Source organism: Streptomyces sp. NPDC001100 (assembly GCF_053598575.1).
Genome location: NZ_JBSFKO010000015.1, coordinates 156,886 through 176,257, shown reverse-complemented (window position 1 = coordinate 176,257; position 19,372 = coordinate 156,886). Strand labels below are relative to the sequence as shown.

Sequence of the window (19,372 nt, the reverse complement as noted above, 5' to 3'; positions counted from 1 at the left end):
CTCTTGATCAACTCGCCACCCACTTAAGGCACTTCAGTGGACGTCACAACAAAAGCGACCACCAGCATCCGCGCCAGGCTGCTGAGGATTCTTATCCTCGCCCTCGCGGTCCTGCTCGCTCTGCTCGGCATCGCGGCCACCGAGCAGATCTCCGCCTACCGCAACGCCTCCGCGACCGCCGACAACGCCCGCCTGGAGATCACTCTCCAGGGACTCGTGCACGAACTGCAGAAGGAGCGCGGGCTCACCACCGGATACGTCGGCGGAGTCCAGCAGTTCAGCACCAAACTGCCCGCGCAGCGCAAGGCGACCGACGCCGCGCGCCGGCAGCTGGACGTGACCCTGAAGGGGCGCGAGGACTCGGCCGCCGGTTCCGTGCGCGAGTCCCTCGGCCGACTCGACGGCCTGGTCGGGATCCGCAAGGACGCCGACGACGGCACCGGCGTGGTGAAGGACACCTTCGACTACTTCACCACCACCATCACCGTCCTCGACCGGCTCGACCTCGGCCTCGAAGACGTCCACGACGCCACCCTGCGCGACGCCTACCAGGCACTCCAAGTCCTCGGCAACGCCAAGGAGTTCACCGGCGAGGAGCGGGCCATCGTGCTCGGCTCGGTACGCGCCGGGAGGTTCCGCGGCGACGACTACGGCCGGTTCATGGAGATCCGCGCCGGACGCCTCGCCGCCCTCGACGCCTTCCCCCGGTCGGCCACCGCCGTGCAGGAGCGGCGGCTGGACACCGCCCTGACCACGCCCGACGCCGAGCGCGCGCTGGCGTACGAGAGCAAGGCGGTGCACGGCACCGGGAAGCTGAGGTCGAGCGCCATTCCGCCCATGGCCTGGTGGGACTCGATGACCTCCACCATCAACGGGCTGCGTGACGTACAGATCTCCCTCGGCACCGATGTCGAGAACCGGGCCGCACAGCTGGAGAGTTCGGCCCAGCGCGACCTGCTGCTGTTCCTGCTGCTCGCGCTCGGCACGGTCGCCGCGCTCGGTGCGCTGGCCCTCGACTGCGTACGGTCCGTCTCCTCGCCGCTGGTCGAACTCGCCCAGCAGGCACGGGAGGTGGCCGGGACCCGGCTGCCGCAGGCCGTGGCCGCCGTACAGGACGGCTCGTCCGGGGCCGCGCCGCAGCCGCCCGCCCGGCTGGTCGTCGCCGACCGGGCCGGGGCCGAAGTCCGGGAGGTGGCCGAGGCGTTCGACCGGGTGCAGCGGTCCGCCTTCGATCTCGCCACCGAGCAGGCCGTGTTGCGGCGCAACGCCACCGACTCGCTGGTGAGCCTGGGCCGCCGCAACCAGAACCTGGTGCGCCGCCAGATCAGCTTCATCAACAAGCTGGAGCACGAGGACGCCGACCCCGCGACCCTCGCCAACCTCTTCGAACTCGACCACCTGGCCACCCGTATGCGCCGCAACGCCGAAAGCCTCCTCGTGCTCGCCGGAGAGTCCAGCCCCCGCCCCTGGTCCACCCCGCTGGCCGTCAACGACGTGCTGCGCGCGGCGCTGTCCGAGGTCGAGGAGTACCGCCGGGTCACCCTGCGCCGGATCGAGCCCGCGTTCGTCACCGGCTCCGTCGTCGTCGAAATCGCCCACCTGCTCGCCGAGTTGGTGGAGAACGCGCTGAGCTTCTCGCCGCCGGACTCCGACGTGGAGATCGAGGGGCGGCGCACCAGCGCCGGTTATCTGATCGCGATCGTCGACCACGGGCTCGGCATGGACAACCAGGCCATCGCCGAGGCCAACGTACGGCTCTCCGGCACCGCCAGCTTCATGGCCGAACCCACCCGGTTCCTGGGCCACTTCGTGGTCGGCGCACTCGCCCGAAAGTGCGGTATCGAGGTACGGCTCGGCGAGGCGCCGGCGGCCGGTGTGGTCGCCCGGGTGCTGATCCCCGCGGCACTGCTGACGGAGAAGGCGGTCGAGGCGAAGTCCTCGGTCCCGGCGCCGAGGAAGGCGGAGACGGACATGGAACCGAAGACCGAACCGGCGGCGACCCCGGTCGCCGCCAAGGGCGGTTCGTCCGCCGCGCGCACCCGCAACGGCCTGGTCAAGCGGCCGCAGCGGAGCGGTATCGCGGCAGCGGTGAGCGAGACCGACCGCACCGACCGCACCACGCCCGCCGCGCCGCCCAACCCGGAACGGACCCCCGAACAGGTCTCCGGGATGCTCTCCACCCTGCGCAGCGCCCATATGCGGGGCGGGATCAGCGTCGAGAAGGAGAAGCAGCAGAACGCCGAGACGAACGAGGGTGCCGCCAAGTGACCGCCGTCGACACCCAGCACGACTCGCAGACCTTCAACTGGCTGCTCGCCAACTTCGTCAAGAGCACCGACGGCGTACGGGACGCGGTCGCCGTCTCCTCCGACGGACTGCTGATCGCCGTGTCGGACGGGCTCGGGCGGACCGAGGCCGACCATCTCGCCGCGATCGTCTCGGGGCTGAGCAGTCTGGCCCGCAGCGCGTCCAAGCGGTACAGCTTCGACGGGGTCAAACTCATCATGATCGAGATGGGCCGGGGTTTCCTGCTCGTCTCGGCGATCCGGGACGGCAGCTGTCTCGGTGTCCTCGCCGACAGCAGCGGTGAACTGGGCCTGGTCGGCTACGAGATGGCGGTGCTCGCGGAGCGGGCGGGTGATCTGCTCACCCCGACGCTCATCGCCGATCTGCGGCAGGCGTTGCCACGGTGAACGGTGAACAGTCCAGGGACGTAGAACCTGAAGAGGACGCGACGTTCGTCCGGCCGTTCATCATCACCGGCGGCCGGTCCGAGCCCCTCCAGGCCGACCTGCGGCTGGAGACGCTGGTCGTCGCCGTCGGCGTGCCGGATCCGTCGCTCGCTTTCGAGCGGCGCCACATCGTCGCGGTGTGCGAGCGGCCGACGACCGTCGCCGAGGTCGCGCACCGGGTCGGGGTGCCGCTCGGAGTGGCGAAGGTGCTGATCTCCGACCTCGTCGTCGCCGGGCAACTCGCCTGCCGGCAACCCGCGGAGCTGCCGCTCCCGATGCTCGAAAGGATCAGGGACCATGTCCGGGCGCTCTGACAAGATCGTGCCGTTGGCCGTGAAGATCGTGGTCAGCGGCGGCCTCGGGGTCGGCAAGACCACGTTCATCGGGGCCATTTCGGAGATCGAACCCCTCGACACCGAGGCGGCGATCACCCAAGTCTCCGTGGGCGTCGACTCGTTGGTGGGGGTCGAGGCGAAGACCACCACGACCGTCGCCCTCGACTTCGGACGGATCACGCTCGATCCGACGATGACGCTGTATCTGTTCGGGACGCCCGGACAGGACCGCTTCTCGTTCCTCTGGGACGACCTGGTGGAGGGCGCGCTCGGCACGGTGGTCCTCGTGGACACCCGCCGGATCGAGGACTGCTTCCCGGCGGTCGACTACTTCGAGTCGCAGGGCGCGCCCTTCGTCCTCGCCGTGAACCGCTTCGACGGCGCAGACCGGTTCGACGTGGAGGAGGTCCGGGAGGCGCTCGGGCTGAGCGCGGACGTACCGGTGCTGGAGTGCGACGCGCGGAGCCGGGACTCCGTACGGGATGTGCTCGGTGCGCTGATGGACCGGGTGATCGGGGTCCGGGCGACACCACGACGGCGTACGGCCGCGCTGACGCGGTAGGTGTGCTGGTGGAAGTGCGGACGAAACCCGAGGGGAGGGGTGCGTGTGAAGGCGGAACGGGTGGCGCGGGAGAACGCGTGAGGCGCACGGTCAGAGGGAGATTCCGGCGACCGGGACGCGCAGTGGGTCAGCTCAACAGGAAGAGGACCACACGCGACCGAGGTCGATGTGGGAGCGCTTGACCAGCCACTGCTGCCGATGCATGGGCCAAGTGGAACAGGCATTCGGTGGGGCGTCAACCGAGATGAGACGTACTGCTCACAGTGTGGACGTCCTTGACAGTGAGGGGAAACGGCGCCGTACAGTCGGTGGACGGCCCTGCTGAGGGGCTCGGCCGTACGGTGCCGTCAGGCGCCCTGTGTGAAGGCATTCGCCCGTGTTGCTCACGTCACGGAGTCTTCGCATGTCTTCCGACATTCCCACCCCCATATCCGCCGTCCCGGGCACCAGACCGTCACTCGTGATCGTCGGAGCCGGACCGCGGGGGACCGGTCTCATCGAGCGCATCGCCGCCAACGCGCCGGAGCTGTACGCCGGTTCGGGCGCAGAGGGTGCCCAGGGCGCCGAGGGTTTCGACATCCACCTCGTCGACCCGCATGCACCGGGCGCCGGACGCATCTGGCGCGCGGCCCAGTCGCCGCTGCTGTGGATGAACTCGCACGCCGAGGACGTCACCATGTTCACCGACGAGACGGTGGTCATGGACGGCCCGGTACGCCCCGGACCCACGCTGCACGAATGGGCGGAGATCGAGGGCTCCACCTTCGCCGACCGGCAGCTCCAGGGCGCCTATCTGCGCTGGGTGCACGAGGAGGCCGTGGCCGCGCTGCCGCCGGGCGTCACCGTCCACCACCACCCGCGGCGCGCCCTGCGGGTGAGCGGCTCGCGCGAGGGGCGGCAGCAGGTGTGGCTTGAGGGCCGTCCGCGCCCGCTCCTCGCCGACCTCGTCGTCCTCGCGATCGGCCACCTCGACGCCGAACTCGACGAGGAGCAGCGCGAGTTGGCTGCCTACGCCCGCGCCCACGACCTGGTCCACCTGCCGCCCGACTTCACCGCCGACAGCGACCTGACCTCCCTCGCGCCCGGCGAGAGCGTCATCGTCCGCGGCTTCGGGCTCGCCTTCGTCGACCTGATGGTGCTGCTCACCGAGGGGCGGGGCGGGCGCCACGACGGCGACACCTACATCCCCTCGGGGCAGGAGCCGGTGCTGTACGTCGGCTCGCGGCGCGGAGTGCCGTACCACTCGAAGATCGGTTACGAGTGGACCGGTGAACGGCCGCCGCTGCCACGGTTCTTCGGGCCCGCCGAGGTGGACGCGCTGCTCGCCCGGCCATGGGGGTCCCCCCGGTCGAGCGAAGCCGAGAGCGGGGGAGGTTTCGACTTCCGGCGGGACGTATGGCCTCTCGTCGAGAAGGAGTTGGGGTTCGCGCACTACCACCGGCTGTTCGGTGTGCACCCCGAGCGGACGGCGATCGCCTGGACCGACTTCGAGGAGAAGTACGCGGCCGGGGAGGCGGCGGAGCGCGAGGCGCTCGTGGCGTCCGCCGTGCCCGACCCCGCCGACCGGCTCGACCTCGCGGCGCTGGACCGCCCGCTGGACGGGGTGCGGTATCCGTCACCGGAGGCGTTCCAGGAGGGCCTGCGGGCGTATGTCGAGGACGATCTGACGCGCCGTCACGATCCCTCCAACAGCCCCGACTTGGCGGTCTTCCTCGGACTGCTCTCCGTCTACGGGCAGTTGATCCGGCTCGGTGACATAGGGCCCTGGTGGCACGGCTTCTTCAGCTATCTCGCCTCCGGGCCGCCCGGGCCCCGGTTGCGCCAGCTGCTCGCGCTGTCCCGGGCCGGCGTCGTGCGGTTCGTCGGCGCGGACATGGCCGTGACCGCCGAGGACGGCGTGTTCCGGGCGTCCAGCCCGACCGTGCCGGGCGTCACCGTCGAGGCGCGGGCGCTCGTCGAGGCCCGGCTGCCCGAGCCCACCGTCGGGCGGGCCCTCGACCCGCTGCTGCGCGAACTGCACGCCGACGGAGCCGTGGAGACCCCGGAGGGGCTGCTGCGGGTGGACCGCACCGACGGCCGGATCCTCGACGCGGCCGGACGACCGCACCCCCGGCGCTTCGCGCTCGGCCCCTACACCGACGTCCGGACCCCCGGCGCCTTCACCCGCCCGCGCACCGGCGGCCCCGCCTTCCGGCAGAACGACGCCACCGCCCGGGCCGTACTGGCATTTCTTCGGGACCTCGCGTGTCGGGCCGCCGCGTAGCCCCGAGCAGGTCGGTGAAGTCCCGGGCTTCATCGAGGACTTGGCCCTCTCCGAGGCGCTCCCGAACGACAGGAAGGCTTTCCTCACATGACCTCCTCGCACGGCCGGGGCCTGCATCTGGCCGCCGCCGTCGACCAGCGGTCGGCTTATGACGCCGACTCCTACGTCGAGTTGGCGCGGCTCGCCGAGAGCGGCGGCCTCGACTTCGTGACCCTCGACGACACCTTCGCGCGCCCCGGCCCCGACGCCCTCGCGGTGCTGTCCCGGGTCGCCCCGGCGACCGGCCGGATCGGCCTGGTGCCCACCGTGACCGTCACCCACACCGAGCCCTTCAACGTCCAGGCGGCGGTCGCGACCCTCGACTGGGTCAGCCGGGGCCGGGCCGGCTGGCGGATCGACGTGTCGACCACCGAGGGCGAGGCCCGGCTCTTCGGCCGCCGCCATGCCGCGCCCGCCGACGCGCTGTGGCAGGAGGCGGGCGAAGTCGCCGAGGTGGCAGCCGAGTTGTGGGACAGCTGGGAGGACGACGCCGAGATCCGGGACGCCGCGACCGGCCGCTTCGTCGACCGCGACAAGCTGCACCACGTCGACTTCCAGGGCTCCTTCTTCTCCGTCAAGGGCCCCTCGATCGTGCCCAGACCCCCGCAGGGCCACCCGGTCCGCGTGGTCGACGCCACCGAGGGCCAGGCCCGCTCGACGGCCGCCCGGTACGCCGATGTGGCTCTCGTCCGCGCGGCGAGCTCCGCGCAGGCCGGTGCCGTACGGGCCGAACTGCGCGCGTCAGCCGAGAAGTTCGGCCGCGATGCCGACACCCTGCGGGTCCTGGTGAGCCTGGTCGTCGACCTCGGCGACGGCGAGCACGCGGCCGAGCCGGGCCACGGCGGAGGCGGCCCCCGGCAGACCGCGCACGGCCCGCTGTACCGGGGCGGCCCGGTGGATCTCGCCGAACTGATCGCGGCCTGGCACGGCGACCGTACCGTCGACGGCTTCCATCTCACGCCCGTCGAACCCCGCCGCGACCTGGAGCGGCTGGTCAACGGCACGGTCGCGCTGCTCCAACACCGGGGCCTGTTCCGCACGTTCTACCCGGGCAGCACGCTCCGCGAGCACCTGGGCCTGGCCCGGCCCGCCAACCGGTACGCGGTGACCGGGGGAGCGGCGTCATGACCGCACAGTCCCGGAAACAGATCCATCTGGCGGCGCACTTCCCCGGCGTCAACAGCACCACGGTGTGGGCCGATCCGCGGTCGAGGTCCCAGATCGCCTTCTCCTCCTTCGAGCACCTCGCCCGCACCGCCGAGCGCGGACTCCTCGACTTCTTCTTCCTCGCCGAGTGGCTGCGGCTGCGCGAACACAAGGGCCGTATCCACGACTTGGACGTGGTGGGACGGCCGGAGTCGCTCACCGTCCTGAACGCGCTCGCCGCCGTCACCGAGCGGATCGGCCTTGCCGCCACGGTCAACGCCACCTTCAACGAACCGTACGAACTCGCCCGCAGACTCGCCACGCTGGACCATCTCAGCGGAGGCCGGGCGGCCTGGAACGTGGTGACCTCCTCGGACGCCTTCACCGGCGAGAACTTCCGGCGCGGGGGATATCTGGACCGCGCGGACCTCCCCCACTCTCAGCTGCGTTCGAGCGGGGGGACCCCCATCACCCGGGCGGCCGAATTCGTTGACGTGGCAAGGGAGTTGTGGGACTCCTGGACCCCGGACGGACTCTCCCGCCCCTTCGCCCACAAGGGTCAACACTTCGACGTCGCGGGCGAGTTCACGGTGCCGCGCTCACCCCAGGGGCACCCGGTCGTCATCCAGGCCGGGGACCCGGGGGAGGGCCGGGAGTTCGCGGCCCGATCGGCCGACGTGATCTTCACGCGGTACGGCACGCTGGAGGACGGCCGCGCCTTCTACGCCGACGTGAAGGCACGCCTCGCGAAGTACGGCCGTGGCGAGGACGATCTCAAGATCATGCCCGGCGTCACCGTCGTCCTCGGCGACACGGCGGCCGAGGCGCAGGAGCGGGCCGCCGAGATCCGGCGGCAGCAGGTCTCCCCGCAGAACGCGATCCTCGCCGTGGAGCAGATCTGGGGCGCGGACCTCTCCTCCTACGACCCCGACGGGCCGTTCCCCGACTTCGACCCGGAGCCGGACCCCTCGCTCACCCAGGGGCGGACCCGGCGCGGCGACAGCGTCGCGACGGCCGAGAAGTGGCGGGCGCTGTCACGGCAGAAGGGGCTGTCCATCCGGCAGACCGTGATCGAGGCGAGCGGCCGGCAGTCCTTCATCGGCACCCCCGAGGCGGTCGCCGCCGAACTGGAGACCTTCGTACGGCAGGACGCCGCCGACGGCTTCGTTCTCGTACCGCATCTCACGCCGGGCGGGCTCGACGAGTTCGTGGACCGGGTGGTGCCGCTGCTCCAGGAACGCGGCGCGTTCCGCACGGAGTACCGGGGCGCCACCCTGCGCTCCCACCTCGGGCTCGCCGAGCCGGGAGGGAAGGGCTGACCTGCCCCTCGACGGGGAACCCTTCACCGGCTCGGTCCGTCTCGGCGGGTGAACTCGCCTTCCGGCTCGACGGGTTGGGGGTGGCGTTCCAGGGGAGGGCGCAGGACGACGGCAGGGTGTCGGCGGTGTTCGCCGACTCCGCGAGCCGGGACGGCAGTTGCCGGTTCCGCTTCCCGTATCCCGACGCGCCGGACGCAGAGGGGCGCACGACGGTCGACCTCGACCGGGCGGTGCTCCCGCCGTGCGCGTTCGCCGACCATTTCATCTGCCCTTTCCCGCCGCCGGGGAATACGCTGGGCGTCGCGATCGAGGCGGGGGAGCGCACCCTTCGGCAGGCGGGGCATCGGCCCTGGTGGGCCGGGATGTGGCTGTCGGCGGCGGGGTGATCAACTCGCGTAGATCGTGGGCAAGTTGAAGGCTGCACGGCCGAAAGGCGCCCTTGCGCCCGTCGGTCACGCAGCCGAATACTCCCCCACAGCGCTTGTCAGGGGCACGACGTGTTCGAAAACCGGACGCCCGACTCTGACTGCGCCTCACGGGCCCCGACCCCACGCGGGCCCCCGAATTCCCCTAGGAGGGAACGAAACGTGAGGATCAAGCGCACCACCCCCCGCAGCGGAATCGCGAGACGGGCCGGGCTGATCGCCGTGGCCACCGGATTCGTCGCCGCTGCAGCGTTCGCCGTCCCCACCGCGAACGCGAGCGAAGCCCGGACGTTCAGCGCGAGCCAGCTCTCCGCGGCCAACTCGTCCGTGCTCAAGGCCGATGTCCCGGGCACCGCCTGGGCGGTCGACAGCAAGACCAACCGCGTCGTCGTCACCGTCGACAGCACGGTGTCCCAGGCCGAGATCGCGAAGATCAAGTCGCAGGCGGGCAGCACCGCCGACGCGATCACCATCAAGCACACGGCCGGTCAGTTCAAGAAGCTGATCACCGGTGGCGACGCCATCTACGGCGGCGCGTACCGCTGCTCGCTCGGCTTCAACGTGCACAGCGGGAGCACGTACTACTTCCTGACCGCCGGACACTGCGGTGAGGTCGCCTCCACCTGGTACTCCAACTCCGGTCACACCACGGTGCTGGGCACGAACGTCGGCTACAGCTTCCCGACCAACGACTTCGCGCTGGTCAAGTACACCAACACCTCGATCGCCCACCCGAGCGCGGTCGGCAGCCAGACCATCTCCAGCGCGGCCACCCCGGCCGTGGGCACGACCGTCTACCGGCGCGGTTCCACCACCGGCACGCACAGCGGCCGGGTCACCGCCCTGAACGCCACCGTCAACTACGGCAGTGGTGACATCGTCTACGGCATGATCCAGACCACGGTCTGCGCCGAGGGCGGCGACAGCGGCGGTCCGCTCTACGGCGGCACCGTGGCCTACGGTCTGACCTCGGGCGGCAGCGGCAACTGCACCTCCGGCGGCACGACCTTCTTCCAGCCGGTCACCGAGGCCCTGAGCTACTACGGCGTGAGCGTCGGCTGACGTCCGCCTGATCTCCTCCGCTCCGGACTGCAGCCGGCAGCGGGTGGGCCCCCGTACGCAACTGGCGTGCGGGGGCTCGCTCTTGTGCCGAGCGCGGAGTTACCTTCGTGGTATCGAAGAAGGCACCTGATGCGCCCACGTCGGACCCTGGGGGGCCGTGATGGTCGAGGAGCTGGTGACGGCGGGAGTGACGCTCGCGTCCGTCGGAGCGGTGTACGCGATGGCGGCGGCCCGGGTCGTCAAGCAGTACGAGCGGGGCGTGGTGTTCCGGCTCGGCCGACTCCGGTCGGACGTGCGCGGACCGGGGTTCACCATGATCGTCCCCTTTGTGGACAAGCTCCGCAAGGTCAACATGCAGATCGTCACGATGCCGGTGCCCGCGCAGGAGGGCATCACGCGTGACAACGTGACGGTCCGGGTGGACGCGGTCGTCTACTTCAAGGTCGTCGACGCCGCGGACGCGTTGGTGCGGGTCGAGGACTACCGCTTCGCCGTCTCGCAGATGGCCCAGACGTCCCTGCGCTCGATCATCGGCAAGAGCGACCTGGACGACCTGCTCTCCAATCGCGAAAAGCTCAACCAGGGCCTGGAGTTGATGATCGACAGCCCCTCCATCGGCTGGGGCGTGCAGATCGACCGCGTCGAGATCAAGGACGTCTCTTTGCCCGAGACGATGAAACGCTCGATGGCCCGCCAGGCCGAGGCCGACCGCGAACGCCGCGCCCGCATCATCAACGCGGACGCCGAACTTCAGGCCTCCAAGAAACTCGCCGAGGCGGCCAAGGAGATGTCCGAACAGCCGGCCGCGCTCCAACTCCGCCTGCTGCAAACGGTGGTTGCGGTCGCGGCCGAGAAGAACTCGACGCTCGTCCTCCCCTTCCCGGTGGAGCTGCTGCGCTTCCTGGAACGAGCCGCCCCGGCCGCGCCCGCGGCACCCGTGTCACCCGTTGCTCCTGTGGCACCGCAACCGGTGCAGGAGCAACTCCCGCCCGCCGAGCCCCATGCGGATCCGGAACCCGAGGGGTCGATTTCCGGACAGGACTAGTCCTCACCGGTTGATGGCCGTTGCTCGCACGCGGTGTTTGCAGTGCGAACGGCCTGGGATGACAGTGGACAGTCAAAATGGTGAGGGCGTACGGCCGTGCCCCGCGCGCGACCTGAAGTCGACCTTGTGCGCTCCCTGTGAGGTTGGGAAGAGTGGGTGCCCGTCAACCTACCTTTCGGCTCGCCAGGCCCTCTGACCTGCCGGGCCGACCCCCCACAGGAGGACACGAGTTGAAGCACCGACGCATACCCGGGCGACGGGCGGTCGTGGCGGGCGCGGGCATAGCCGCGCTGGTCGTCGCGGGAGTCACCTTGCAGAGTGCGAACGCCAGCGAGACCTCGCAGCCGGCCGCACTCCGCACCCTCTCGGTCCCGGCGGCCGGAAAGCTCGCCTCGACGCTCGGCAAGGACCTCGGCACCGACGCGGCCGGCACGTTCTACGACGCGAAGACCAAGAGCCTCGTGGTCAACGTGCTCGACCAGGCCGCCGCCGACACCGTCGAGGCGGCCGGCGCCAAGGCGAGAATCGTCGAGCACTCCCTCGCCGAACTGACAGGCGCCCGTACGACCTTGAAGCAGGACGCCACCATCCCCGGCACCTCATGGGCGACCGACCCCACCACCAACAAGGTCGTCGTCACCGCAGACCGCACGGTCTCCGGCGCCGAGTGGGCCAAGCTCACCAAGGTCGTCGACGGACTCGGCACCAAGGCCGAACTCCGGCGCACCACTGGGGAGTTGAAGCCCTTCATCGCGGGCGGCGACGCCATCTCCGGCTCGGGCGGCCGCTGTTCGCTCGGCTTCAACGTGGTCAAGGGCGGCGCGCCCTACTTCATCACCGCCGGGCACTGCACCGAGGCCATCTCCACGTGGTCCGACGCCGGCGGCAACGAGATCGGCACGAACGAGCAATCAAGCTTCCCGGGCAACGACTTCGGCCTGGTCAAGTACACCTCGGACGTCGCCCACCCGAGCGCGGTCGACCTCTACAACGGCTCCTCGCAGGCCATCACCCACGCCGCCGACGCCACCGTCGGCGAGAAGGTGACCCGCAGCGGCTCGACGACCCAGGTGCACACCGGCACGGTCACCGGCCTGGACGCCACCGTGAACTACGGCAACGGCGACATCGTCAACGGCCTCATCCAGACCGACGTCTGCGCCGAGCCCGGCGACAGCGGCGGCTCCCTCTTCGACGGCGACGCGGCGATCGGCCTCACCTCGGGCGGCAGCGGCGACTGCACCTCGGGCGGCGAGACCTTCTTCCAGCCGGTCACCGAGGCACTGTCGACGTTCGGGGCGCAGATCGGCTGACCTGTCGTACGACGCCGTTCGCGCGATGTCGTGAAGGCCCGTCCCCGCGCGCGAGGGGGCGGGACTTCCGTGTCCGTACGGTCGGCTCAGCGCTTGGGCCAGTACCACAGCGGTTCGTCGAGCGGGCCCTCGCGACCCGCCACCGTCGTCTGCCCGAACTCCTTCACCAGCTCTATGGAGTTGACGTCGAGACGGTGACGTATCGCGCCCTTCTGCAGCGCGTCCGCGAGCGGTCTGGCGTGAGTGACCACGATGATCTGCGTGTCCTTGCCGGCGGTGAGGACCAGATCGGCGAGCGGCGGGATCAGGTCCGGGTGGAGGCTGGTCTCCGGCTCGTTCAGCACGAGCAGCGACGGGGGCCGGGGCGTCAACAGCGCCGCCGCCCACAGGAGATAGCGCAGGGTGCCGTCCGACAGTTCGGCGGCGGTGAGCGGGCGCAGCAGCCCGTGCTGGCGCAGGGCGAGCCGGAAGCGTCCGCCGAGATCGGCGATGTGGACCTGGCTGCCGGGGAAGGCCGCGTCCACGGCCGCGTCCAGCGCCTCGCCGTCACCGACCTCGCGGATCGTCTGCAGGGCGGCGGCCAGATCGGAGCCGTCACCGCTGAGCACGGGCGTCCGGGTGCCGATGCGGTCGGCCCGGGCCGGCGCGTGCGCGTCGGTGCGGACATGGTCGTAGAACCGCCAGGACCTGATGAACTCCCGCACCGCCAGCACGTCGGGGGCGTGCTGCGGGTCGGCCAGCTCGCCGAGCATGCTGTCGTACGGGCGCAGGGCGCCGTGTGCCCGGGACCAGCCGCCGCCCGCGCCGCGCAGTCTGACGGCGGCTGCCGCGCGGTCGGACAGGACTGCGGCCGGGCGCAGTACGGGGCCGCTCCAGATGCACTCGCGCTTGATCTCCGGATCGAGGTTGAACATGGAGGGGGCGCTGCCCGCACCGGGGGCGGGGCTCGGATGCCCGAAGTCGACCGCGTACCCGAACTCGTCCCCCGCGAAGCCCAGTTGCAGACTGACCGGGCCCGAGCGGACCGTGCCCTGCACGGCATGTCTGCCCTCGCGCACCGCGCGGCCGATCTTCTCCGGGCCCGCCCACAGGACCGACGGCAGCCCGCCCTCCTGCGCCAGCGCGGCGACGGCGCCGCCGCGCGCGGACTCGGCGAGCAGGCGCAGCGCGCGGTACAGGCTCGACTTGCCCGTGCCGTTCGCCCCCGTGATCACGTTCAGTCCGGTCAGCGGGACGATCAGGCGGCGCAGGGAGCGGTAGTTCTCGACGGCGAGGGTGCTGATCATTGGTCCAGGGTTGCAGACGGGTCTGACAACGCCGGTCGGCCCAGCAGCCGCTCGTGCTTGTGCCGCAGCGTCGCCGCCAGCAGGGTGATCACGACCCCGGCGAACGCCCACGCGGACAGCACCAGCAGCGGGCCGGTCACGGCGTTGCCCTTGAAGTAGGCGATCGAGCGCGCCACCCAGGTCCCGGCGCCCGGGGGCAGCGCGGGCCCGATCGCGTTCCAGAACGGCGGCAGCAGCGGCAGCGGGAAGGCACCGCCCGCGCTCGGGTTGCCCGCGATCACCACCAGCAGGATCGCCAGACCGATGCCCACCACCCCGAAGAGCCCCTGCAGGGCGAGGGTCGCGGCCCCGACGGCGAAGGTGATCAGCGCGCCGAGCCCCCAGAACGCCATCACGCTCCCCGGCAACGCGCCCAGGGTCGGCCCGACGATCACCGCGCCGCCGAGCCCGCCGACGATCGCGACCAGTGCCATCACGATCAGCCGGATCACCGCGCGGCGTGGGTTGGCGGGCCGCGCGCCGGTGCTGATCGCCAGGATCGAGGCGCAGAGATAGCCGCCGACGCACCAGCCGACGACCAGATAGAAGGACGACAGCCCGTCGAAGTCCTGGGCGGAGGCCGGGGCCACGTCCACCACCCTGATCGTGCGCTGCTCGGCCCTCTCCAGGGTGGTGGTGATCGTCTCCAGGGTGGTGGCGAGGACCGTGCCGCCGCCGGTCGCGACCAGGAGCGTGTCCTTGATGCCGCGCGAGTCGATGACGAGAGCGCCGTCGATGTCCCGGTTCAGGATCTGCTTCCGCGCACTCGCCGCGTCCGGCACCGTACGCGGGTCCAGCGGCGAACCGGGCAGCTGCTTCAGCCGGGCCACCGTCTGCTCGGCCGTGACCCCGGGCGCGACCACCCCGAAAGCCACATCCCTGGGCTTCGGGTTGTGGAGCGCCCCCACGTAGGAGGCGATGAAGAGCAGCTGAAGGGCGACCACACCGATGACGAGCAGGGTGGCCCGGGGGCTGACCGCGTCCTTCACCTCCCCGAGGAAGGACGTACGGGACGTACCGGCACCGGGGGGTTCTGTCATGTCCCCACGGTCCCGGTGGCCGGGTGTTCGCGCAGGCGGGAAGGGGCCGAACGGATGTCGTGCATGTGTTCGGAAAAGTTTTCTTCCCAACTGTTAGGCCCGGGTGGGGAGCTGACGGGGTGGCGTCTGTTTCGGACACCGCACACCTCCCCAAGGAATCGATGATGTGTTCGAATGTGGGTCGCCGGCGGGACTGATGCGGGTCGCTGACCGGGGCCGATGAGGTTAGGGTAATCGAACGAGCGTACGATGAATATATCGGGCAGATGTGGCCGAAAAGGGGTGGAGTGATGGAGGTGCGGCATGGCGGGCTTCGCTCATCTGCACGTCGCGTCCGGTTACTCCGCCCGCTACGGCGCCTCCCATCCCGAGCAGCTCGTCGGCCGGGCGGCCGAGCGCGGGATCGCGGCCCTCGCGCTCACCGACCGGGACACGGTCACCGGTGCTGTCCGCTTCGCACAGGCGTGCGCGAAGGAGAGGGTCCGGCCGATCTTCGGCATCGACCTGGCGGTGGAGGCGCTGGCACCCCCGCCGCCCGCGCGGCGCCCGCGCACCCCCGTACGCGGCGGCGCGCATGTGATCGAGCCGCCGCTGCGGTTCGTGCTGCTCGCCCAGGGCCGGGAGGGATGGGCCCGGCTGTGCCGCATCACCTCGGCCGCCCACGCCGGCACCGCGTCCGGCGCGGCACCGGTGGTCGTGCCGTGGGAGGCGCTGCGCGAGTACGGCGGCCCCGGGCTGACCGTGCTGCTCGGACCGCTCTCGGAGCCGGTGCGGGCACTGTCGGTGGGCCGGGAGGACGTCGCGATGAGGCTGCTGGTGCCCTGGCGGGAGATCTTCGGGCGGGGGGTCCGGCTGGAGATCGTTGCGCAGAAACGTTTCGGCACCGGTCCGGGCTCCCTCCGGCTGGCCGCCCGCACCCTGGCGCTGGCCGACCGCACCCACACCACCGCCGTGCTCTCCAACGCCGTCCGCTACGCCGACCCCGACCAGCACCGCCTCGCCGACGTCCTCGACGCGGCACGCCTGTTGCGCCCGATCGACCGGCGCCGTCTGGACAGCGGACAGCGCTGGCTCAAGGACGAGAAGGAGATGACGGTCGTGGCGCGGATGATCGCCGAGTGCGCCGGAGCGGACGTACGGCGGGCCCGTCGGCTGATGGCGGACACCGCGAGCACCGCGGAGGCGTGTGTCGTGGACCCCGTGGACCTCGGCCTCGGCAGACGGCACTTCCCGGAACCGTCGCTCTTCGGCGCCGGACCGGAGACGGGCGGCGCGGCCGGGCTGCTGCGCCTGAGATCCGAGGAGGGCCTGGTCCGGCGCGGCCTCGACCGCGACCGGGCGGCACTCGACCGACTGGAGGAGGAACTCGCCGTCATCTCCCACTGGAACTACGACGCGTACTTCCTCGCCGTCGGACAGGTCGTCGCCGACATCCGGGCCAAGGGCATCAGGGTCGCCGCCCGCGGCTCCGGCGCCGGCTCGCTGGTCTGCCACGCGCTGGACATCGCCACCGCCAACCCGCTCGACCACAGCCTGCTGTTCGAACGCTTCCTGAGCAGACGCCGCGAATCACTGCCCGACATCGACATCGACGTGGAGTCCGCCCGCCGCCTGGAGTGCTACGACACGATCTTCGAACGCTTCGGGAAGGAGCGGGTGGCGGTCACCGCGATGCCCGAGACCTACCGGGCACGCAGGGCGCTGCGCGACACCGGCCTCGCTCTAGGGATCGCCCCGGCCGACGTCGACCGGATCGCCAAGAGCTTCCCGCACCTGCGCGCCTCCGACATCACGAACGCACTCGCCGAACTGCCCGAACTACGGCAACTGGCGGGCGAGGCGGGTCGGTTCGGCCCTCTGTGGGAACTCGCCGAAGGGCTCGACTCCCTGGTCCACGGCATGGCCATGCACCCCTGCGGTGTGGTCATCAGCGACGCGACACTCCTGGACCGGCTGCCCGTGCAGCCCACCCCGCAGGGCGACTACCCCATGGCCATGGCCGCGAAGGAGGAGATCGAAGCACTCGGCAACATCAAACTCGACGTCCTGGGCGTCCGTATGCAGTCCGCGATGGCCCACGCCGTCACCGAGATCGAACGCGCCACCGGCAACCGGATCGACCTCGACGACCCCCAACAGGTGCCGCTCGACGACGTGTTCGCGTTCAAGCTCATCCAGGAGAGCCAGACGCTGGGCCTGTTCCAGCTGGAGTCGCCGGGTCAGCAGGACCTCCTGTCCCGGCTCCAACCCCGTGACGTGCAGGACGTCATCGCCGACATCAGCCTCTTCCGCCCCGGCCCGGTCGCCGGAGGCATGCCCGAGCGGTACATCGCGGCCCGCCACGGCGGCGCACCGGACTACGCCCACCCGGACCTGGAACCAGTACTCGCCGACACCTACGGCGTGACCATCTGGCACGAGCAGATCATCGAGACCCTCCGGGTACTGACCGGCTGCGACCGGGCCTTCGCCGAGATCACCCGACGAGCACTCGGCGGCAAGGACCAACTGCCCCGGATCAAGGACTGGTTCCACCAGAAGGCACGCGAGCGTGGCTACAGCCCGGCCGTCCGGGACGAGGTCTGGGAGACCGTCGAGGCCTTCGGGGCCTACGGCTTCTGCCGTGCCCACGCGGTCGCTTTCGCCGTACCGGCCCTGCAGAGCGCCTGGTTGAAGGCGCACCATCCGGCGTTCCTGCTGGCCGGGCTGCTCGAACACGACCCCGGGATGTGGCCCAAGCGGGTCCTGGTCTCCGACGCCCGGCGCCGGGGGGTGCCGGTGCTGCCCGTCGACATCAACCGCTCCTGGGTGAAGCACGTCGTGGAGATGACCGAACAGGAGGAGTGGGGCGTGCGGCTCGCGCTGTCCGGGGTGCGTGGCATCGGCGAGGCGGAGTGCGCGCGGATCGAGGAGGGGCAGCCGTACGGATCGCTGTCGGACTTCTGGCAGCGGGCCCGGCCCAGCAGACCGGTCGCCGAACGGCTGGCGGAGATCGGCGCGTTGACCTGCCTGCACGACGGCCGGCTCACCCGGCGTGATCTCCTGCTCCAGATCACCGAGTTGCACCGGCAGTCCCGCAACCGGACCGCGGGAGCCGGTCAACTGCCCATGGACACAGGGGCTGTTGGGGGAGTGGAACCGAGCGGACTGCCGGAGCTGACCGGACGCGAGGCGCTGAGCGCCGAGTTGGGGACTCTCGGCATCGACGTCTCCCGGCATCTGATGGAGCATCACCACCGACTGCTGCGCGAGATCGGCGCGACGGACGCGGCCCACTTGGCCGAACTGCGTGCGGGGCAGCAGGTGTTGGTCGCCGGTGTCCGTGCTTCCACCCAGACCCCGCCGATCGCGAGCGGCAAGCGGATCATCTTCGTCACCCTGGAGGACGGCTCGGGACTGGTCGACCTCGCGTTCTTCGAGGACTCCCACCCGGCCTGCGCGTACACCGTCTTCCACAGTGGCCTGCTGCTGGTGCGCGGCACGGTCCAGGTGCGCGGCACCCGCCGTACCGTGGTCGGTTCCATGGCCTGGGACCTGGACGAGATCGCGGCGGCCCGCCGGGACGACGGCCCCGAGGCCGCCCTCGCGCTCCTGGGCGCCGACCGCCCGCACCCGACCCCCGCCCAGCCGCACCGCACTCTCGCCAACGGCACCACCGGTGCCCGCCTGCATCCGTACGCCGACCTCCAGCCCGCCGGCACCCGCTCCGCCGACCTGAAGAAGTTCGGCCACCGCAGCCCGGGGAGCGCAGGATGAACGGGATGAACGGGATGAACGGGATGAGCACACGTCAGCGGCACATCGCCCACTTCCATCTGCACGCCGTGCTGAACGGGGCCCAGTACGAGGACATAATCGAACTGGTGTCCGGAATCACGCCCCACGTCCAGGCGATCCCGCCCAACGCCCTTCAGGTGGACCTGACTTCGGCGCTCCGGTACTTCGACATGTCCGCCTACGACGCGGTCCAGACGGTGAAGATGCGGCTGAAGGCCCTCTACGACATCGACAGCAGCGCCGGCCTCGCGGGCAACCGCATGCTGGCGGCGATGGCGGCCGACGCGTCCGCCCCGGGGGCCACCGCCTGGGTGCCCACCGGGCAGGCGGCCGACTGGCTGTATCCCCGGCCGATCACCGCGCTGCCCGGGATCGGCCGCGCCACGGCGGACACGCTGCACCGCTACGGCCTGCACACCATCGGCCAGCTCACCGACCTGCCTCCCGCGACCCTGCAACGGCTCCTCGGCGCGGGCCAGGCACGGCTGTTGGCCGAGCGCGCCCGCGGCCACGACCCCCGCCCGGTCGTCCCCGCGGAACCGGCGGCACACCTGGTCGCCGACCTGGCCCTGAGCCGGGACTGTCTGGACCCGGACCAACACCACCGGGCCGTCCTGGGACTTGCCGACCGGATCGGCCAACGCCTGCGCGGGGAACGGCAGTTCGCGGGCCGGCTCACCCTCACGGTCCGCTACGCCGACCGCACCTCCACCACGCGCACCCGCGCCCTGCCGGAACCCATCGACCACTCACCCGCTCTCGCCGCCACCGCCCTGGGCCTGTTGACCTCCCTGGGGCTGCAACGCGCCCGCGTCCGCGCCTTCGTGCTCCGCGCCGACGACCTGCGGCCGGCCGACAGCGTCTACCGTCAGCTCTCCATGGATCCCGCGGACGCCCGCGCCCGCGCGGTCGAGGCCGCCGCGGACCGCGCCCGTCGACGCTTCGGACAGGAGGCCGTGCGCCCGGCCGCCCTGGCCGACTGAGAACCG

The 19,372-nt window shown here is 71.2% G+C and carries 15 protein-coding genes; 13 read left to right on the top strand and 2 right to left on the bottom strand.

What is annotated here, in order from left to right:
* Positions 1–36 precede the first annotated feature (36 nt).
* From ACWDEW_RS23105 to ACWDEW_RS23055, 11 genes are all read left to right on the top strand, one after another.
* Entirely contained in the window at positions 37–2,268 is a 2,232-nt protein-coding gene (locus ACWDEW_RS23105) for a sensor histidine kinase (RefSeq protein WP_450514826.1), read from the top strand.
* Positions 2,265–2,693, top strand: coding sequence for a roadblock/LC7 domain-containing protein (locus ACWDEW_RS23100; protein ID WP_019074895.1), 429 nt, complete (start codon positions 2,265–2,267; stop codon positions 2,691–2,693). Before ACWDEW_RS23105 ends, ACWDEW_RS23100 begins: the two co-directional genes overlap by 4 nt.
* Positions 2,690–3,046: a DUF742 domain-containing protein gene (locus ACWDEW_RS23095; RefSeq protein WP_043681268.1), complete on the top strand. Its 357-nt coding sequence runs from the start codon at positions 2,690–2,692 to the stop codon at positions 3,044–3,046. Before ACWDEW_RS23100 ends, ACWDEW_RS23095 begins: the two co-directional genes overlap by 4 nt.
* Positions 3,030–3,629, top strand: a complete 600-nt coding sequence (locus ACWDEW_RS23090; protein ID WP_019074893.1) for a GTP-binding protein — start codon at positions 3,030–3,032, stop codon at positions 3,627–3,629. Before ACWDEW_RS23095 ends, ACWDEW_RS23090 begins: the two co-directional genes overlap by 17 nt.
* Positions 3,630–4,032: 403 nt before the next feature.
* Positions 4,033–5,892 carry an FAD/NAD(P)-binding protein gene (locus tag ACWDEW_RS23085; protein WP_450514825.1) on the top strand — a complete coding sequence of 620 codons (1,860 nt, stop codon included), beginning with the start codon at positions 4,033–4,035 and terminating at the stop codon, positions 5,890–5,892.
* Positions 5,893–5,979: 87 nt separating this feature from the next.
* Positions 5,980–7,059, top strand: coding sequence for an LLM class flavin-dependent oxidoreductase (locus tag ACWDEW_RS23080; protein ID WP_450514824.1), 1,080 nt, complete (start codon positions 5,980–5,982; stop codon positions 7,057–7,059).
* On the top strand, positions 7,056–8,396 hold the full coding sequence (locus tag ACWDEW_RS23075; protein ID WP_450514823.1) for an NtaA/DmoA family FMN-dependent monooxygenase: 1,341 nt from the start codon (positions 7,056–7,058) through the stop codon (positions 8,394–8,396). The genes ACWDEW_RS23080 and ACWDEW_RS23075 overlap by 4 nt, the downstream gene beginning before the upstream one ends.
* Positions 8,393–8,782 carry a DUF1684 domain-containing protein gene (locus ACWDEW_RS23070; protein WP_450514877.1) on the top strand — a complete coding sequence of 130 codons (390 nt, stop codon included), beginning with the start codon at positions 8,393–8,395 and terminating at the stop codon, positions 8,780–8,782. Before ACWDEW_RS23075 ends, ACWDEW_RS23070 begins: the two co-directional genes overlap by 4 nt.
* Positions 8,783–8,983: 201 nt before the next feature.
* A complete protein-coding gene (locus tag ACWDEW_RS23065; RefSeq protein WP_450514822.1) occupies positions 8,984–9,883 on the top strand; it encodes a S1 family peptidase in 900 nt (299 codons plus the stop codon).
* 160 nt (positions 9,884–10,043) lie between these two features.
* Positions 10,044–10,928: a slipin family protein gene (locus ACWDEW_RS23060; protein WP_450514876.1), complete on the top strand. Its 885-nt coding sequence runs from the start codon at positions 10,044–10,046 to the stop codon at positions 10,926–10,928.
* 230 nt (positions 10,929–11,158) lie between these two features.
* Positions 11,159–12,241 (top strand): S1 family peptidase, encoded by a 1,083-nt coding sequence (locus tag ACWDEW_RS23055; RefSeq protein ID WP_450514821.1) that lies wholly within the window; start codon positions 11,159–11,161, stop codon positions 12,239–12,241.
* An 86-nt stretch (positions 12,242–12,327) separates the two neighbouring features.
* On the opposite strand, the gene ACWDEW_RS23050 is transcribed toward ACWDEW_RS23055, so the two are convergent.
* Both ACWDEW_RS23050 and ACWDEW_RS23045 read right to left on the bottom strand, forming a co-directional pair.
* The gene (locus ACWDEW_RS23050; protein WP_450514820.1) at positions 12,328–13,527 is read right to left on the bottom strand and encodes an AAA family ATPase; all 1,200 of its coding nucleotides are present in this window, start codon (positions 13,525–13,527) and stop codon (positions 12,328–12,330) included.
* Positions 13,524–14,606, bottom strand: a complete 1,083-nt coding sequence (locus ACWDEW_RS23045; RefSeq protein ID WP_450514819.1) for a DUF3533 domain-containing protein — start codon at positions 14,604–14,606, stop codon at positions 13,524–13,526. Before ACWDEW_RS23045 ends, ACWDEW_RS23050 begins: the two co-directional genes overlap by 4 nt.
* A gap of 303 nt (positions 14,607–14,909) precedes the next feature.
* Here ACWDEW_RS23045 and ACWDEW_RS23040 point away from each other — a divergent pair, with 303 nt between their 5' ends.
* The gene (locus ACWDEW_RS23040) at positions 14,910–18,362 is read left to right on the top strand and encodes a DNA polymerase III subunit alpha (protein ID WP_450514818.1); all 3,453 of its coding nucleotides are present in this window, start codon (positions 14,910–14,912) and stop codon (positions 18,360–18,362) included.
* Positions 18,363–18,385: 23 nt separating this feature from the next.
* The gene (locus tag ACWDEW_RS23035) at positions 18,386–19,366 is read left to right on the top strand and encodes a DNA polymerase Y family protein (protein WP_450514817.1); all 981 of its coding nucleotides are present in this window, start codon (positions 18,386–18,388) and stop codon (positions 19,364–19,366) included.
* Positions 19,367–19,372: the final 6 nt, after the last annotated feature.

Bases quoted from the DNA above. Each gene is read 5' to 3' on its own strand.
- ACWDEW_RS23090 (WP_019074893.1), top strand. From the start codon at position 3,030: ATGTCCGGGCGCTCTGACAAGATCGTGCCGTTGGCCGTGAAGATCGTG.
- ACWDEW_RS23085 (WP_450514825.1), top strand. From the start codon at position 4,033: ATGTCTTCCGACATTCCCACCCCCATATCCGCCGTCCCGGGCACCAGA.
- ACWDEW_RS23080 (WP_450514824.1), top strand. From the start codon at position 5,980: ATGACCTCCTCGCACGGCCGGGGCCTGCATCTGGCCGCCGCCGTCGAC.
- ACWDEW_RS23075 (WP_450514823.1), top strand. From the start codon at position 7,056: ATGACCGCACAGTCCCGGAAACAGATCCATCTGGCGGCGCACTTCCCC.
- ACWDEW_RS23060 (WP_450514876.1), top strand. From the start codon at position 10,044: ATGGTCGAGGAGCTGGTGACGGCGGGAGTGACGCTCGCGTCCGTCGGA.
- ACWDEW_RS23050 (WP_450514820.1), bottom strand. From the start codon at position 13,527: ATGATCAGCACCCTCGCCGTCGAGAACTACCGCTCCCTGCGCCGCCTG.
- ACWDEW_RS23045 (WP_450514819.1), bottom strand. From the start codon at position 14,606: ATGACAGAACCCCCCGGTGCCGGTACGTCCCGTACGTCCTTCCTCGGG.
- ACWDEW_RS23040 (WP_450514818.1), top strand. From the start codon at position 14,910: ATGGCGGGCTTCGCTCATCTGCACGTCGCGTCCGGTTACTCCGCCCGC.
- ACWDEW_RS23035 (WP_450514817.1), top strand. From the start codon at position 18,386: ATGAGCACACGTCAGCGGCACATCGCCCACTTCCATCTGCACGCCGTG.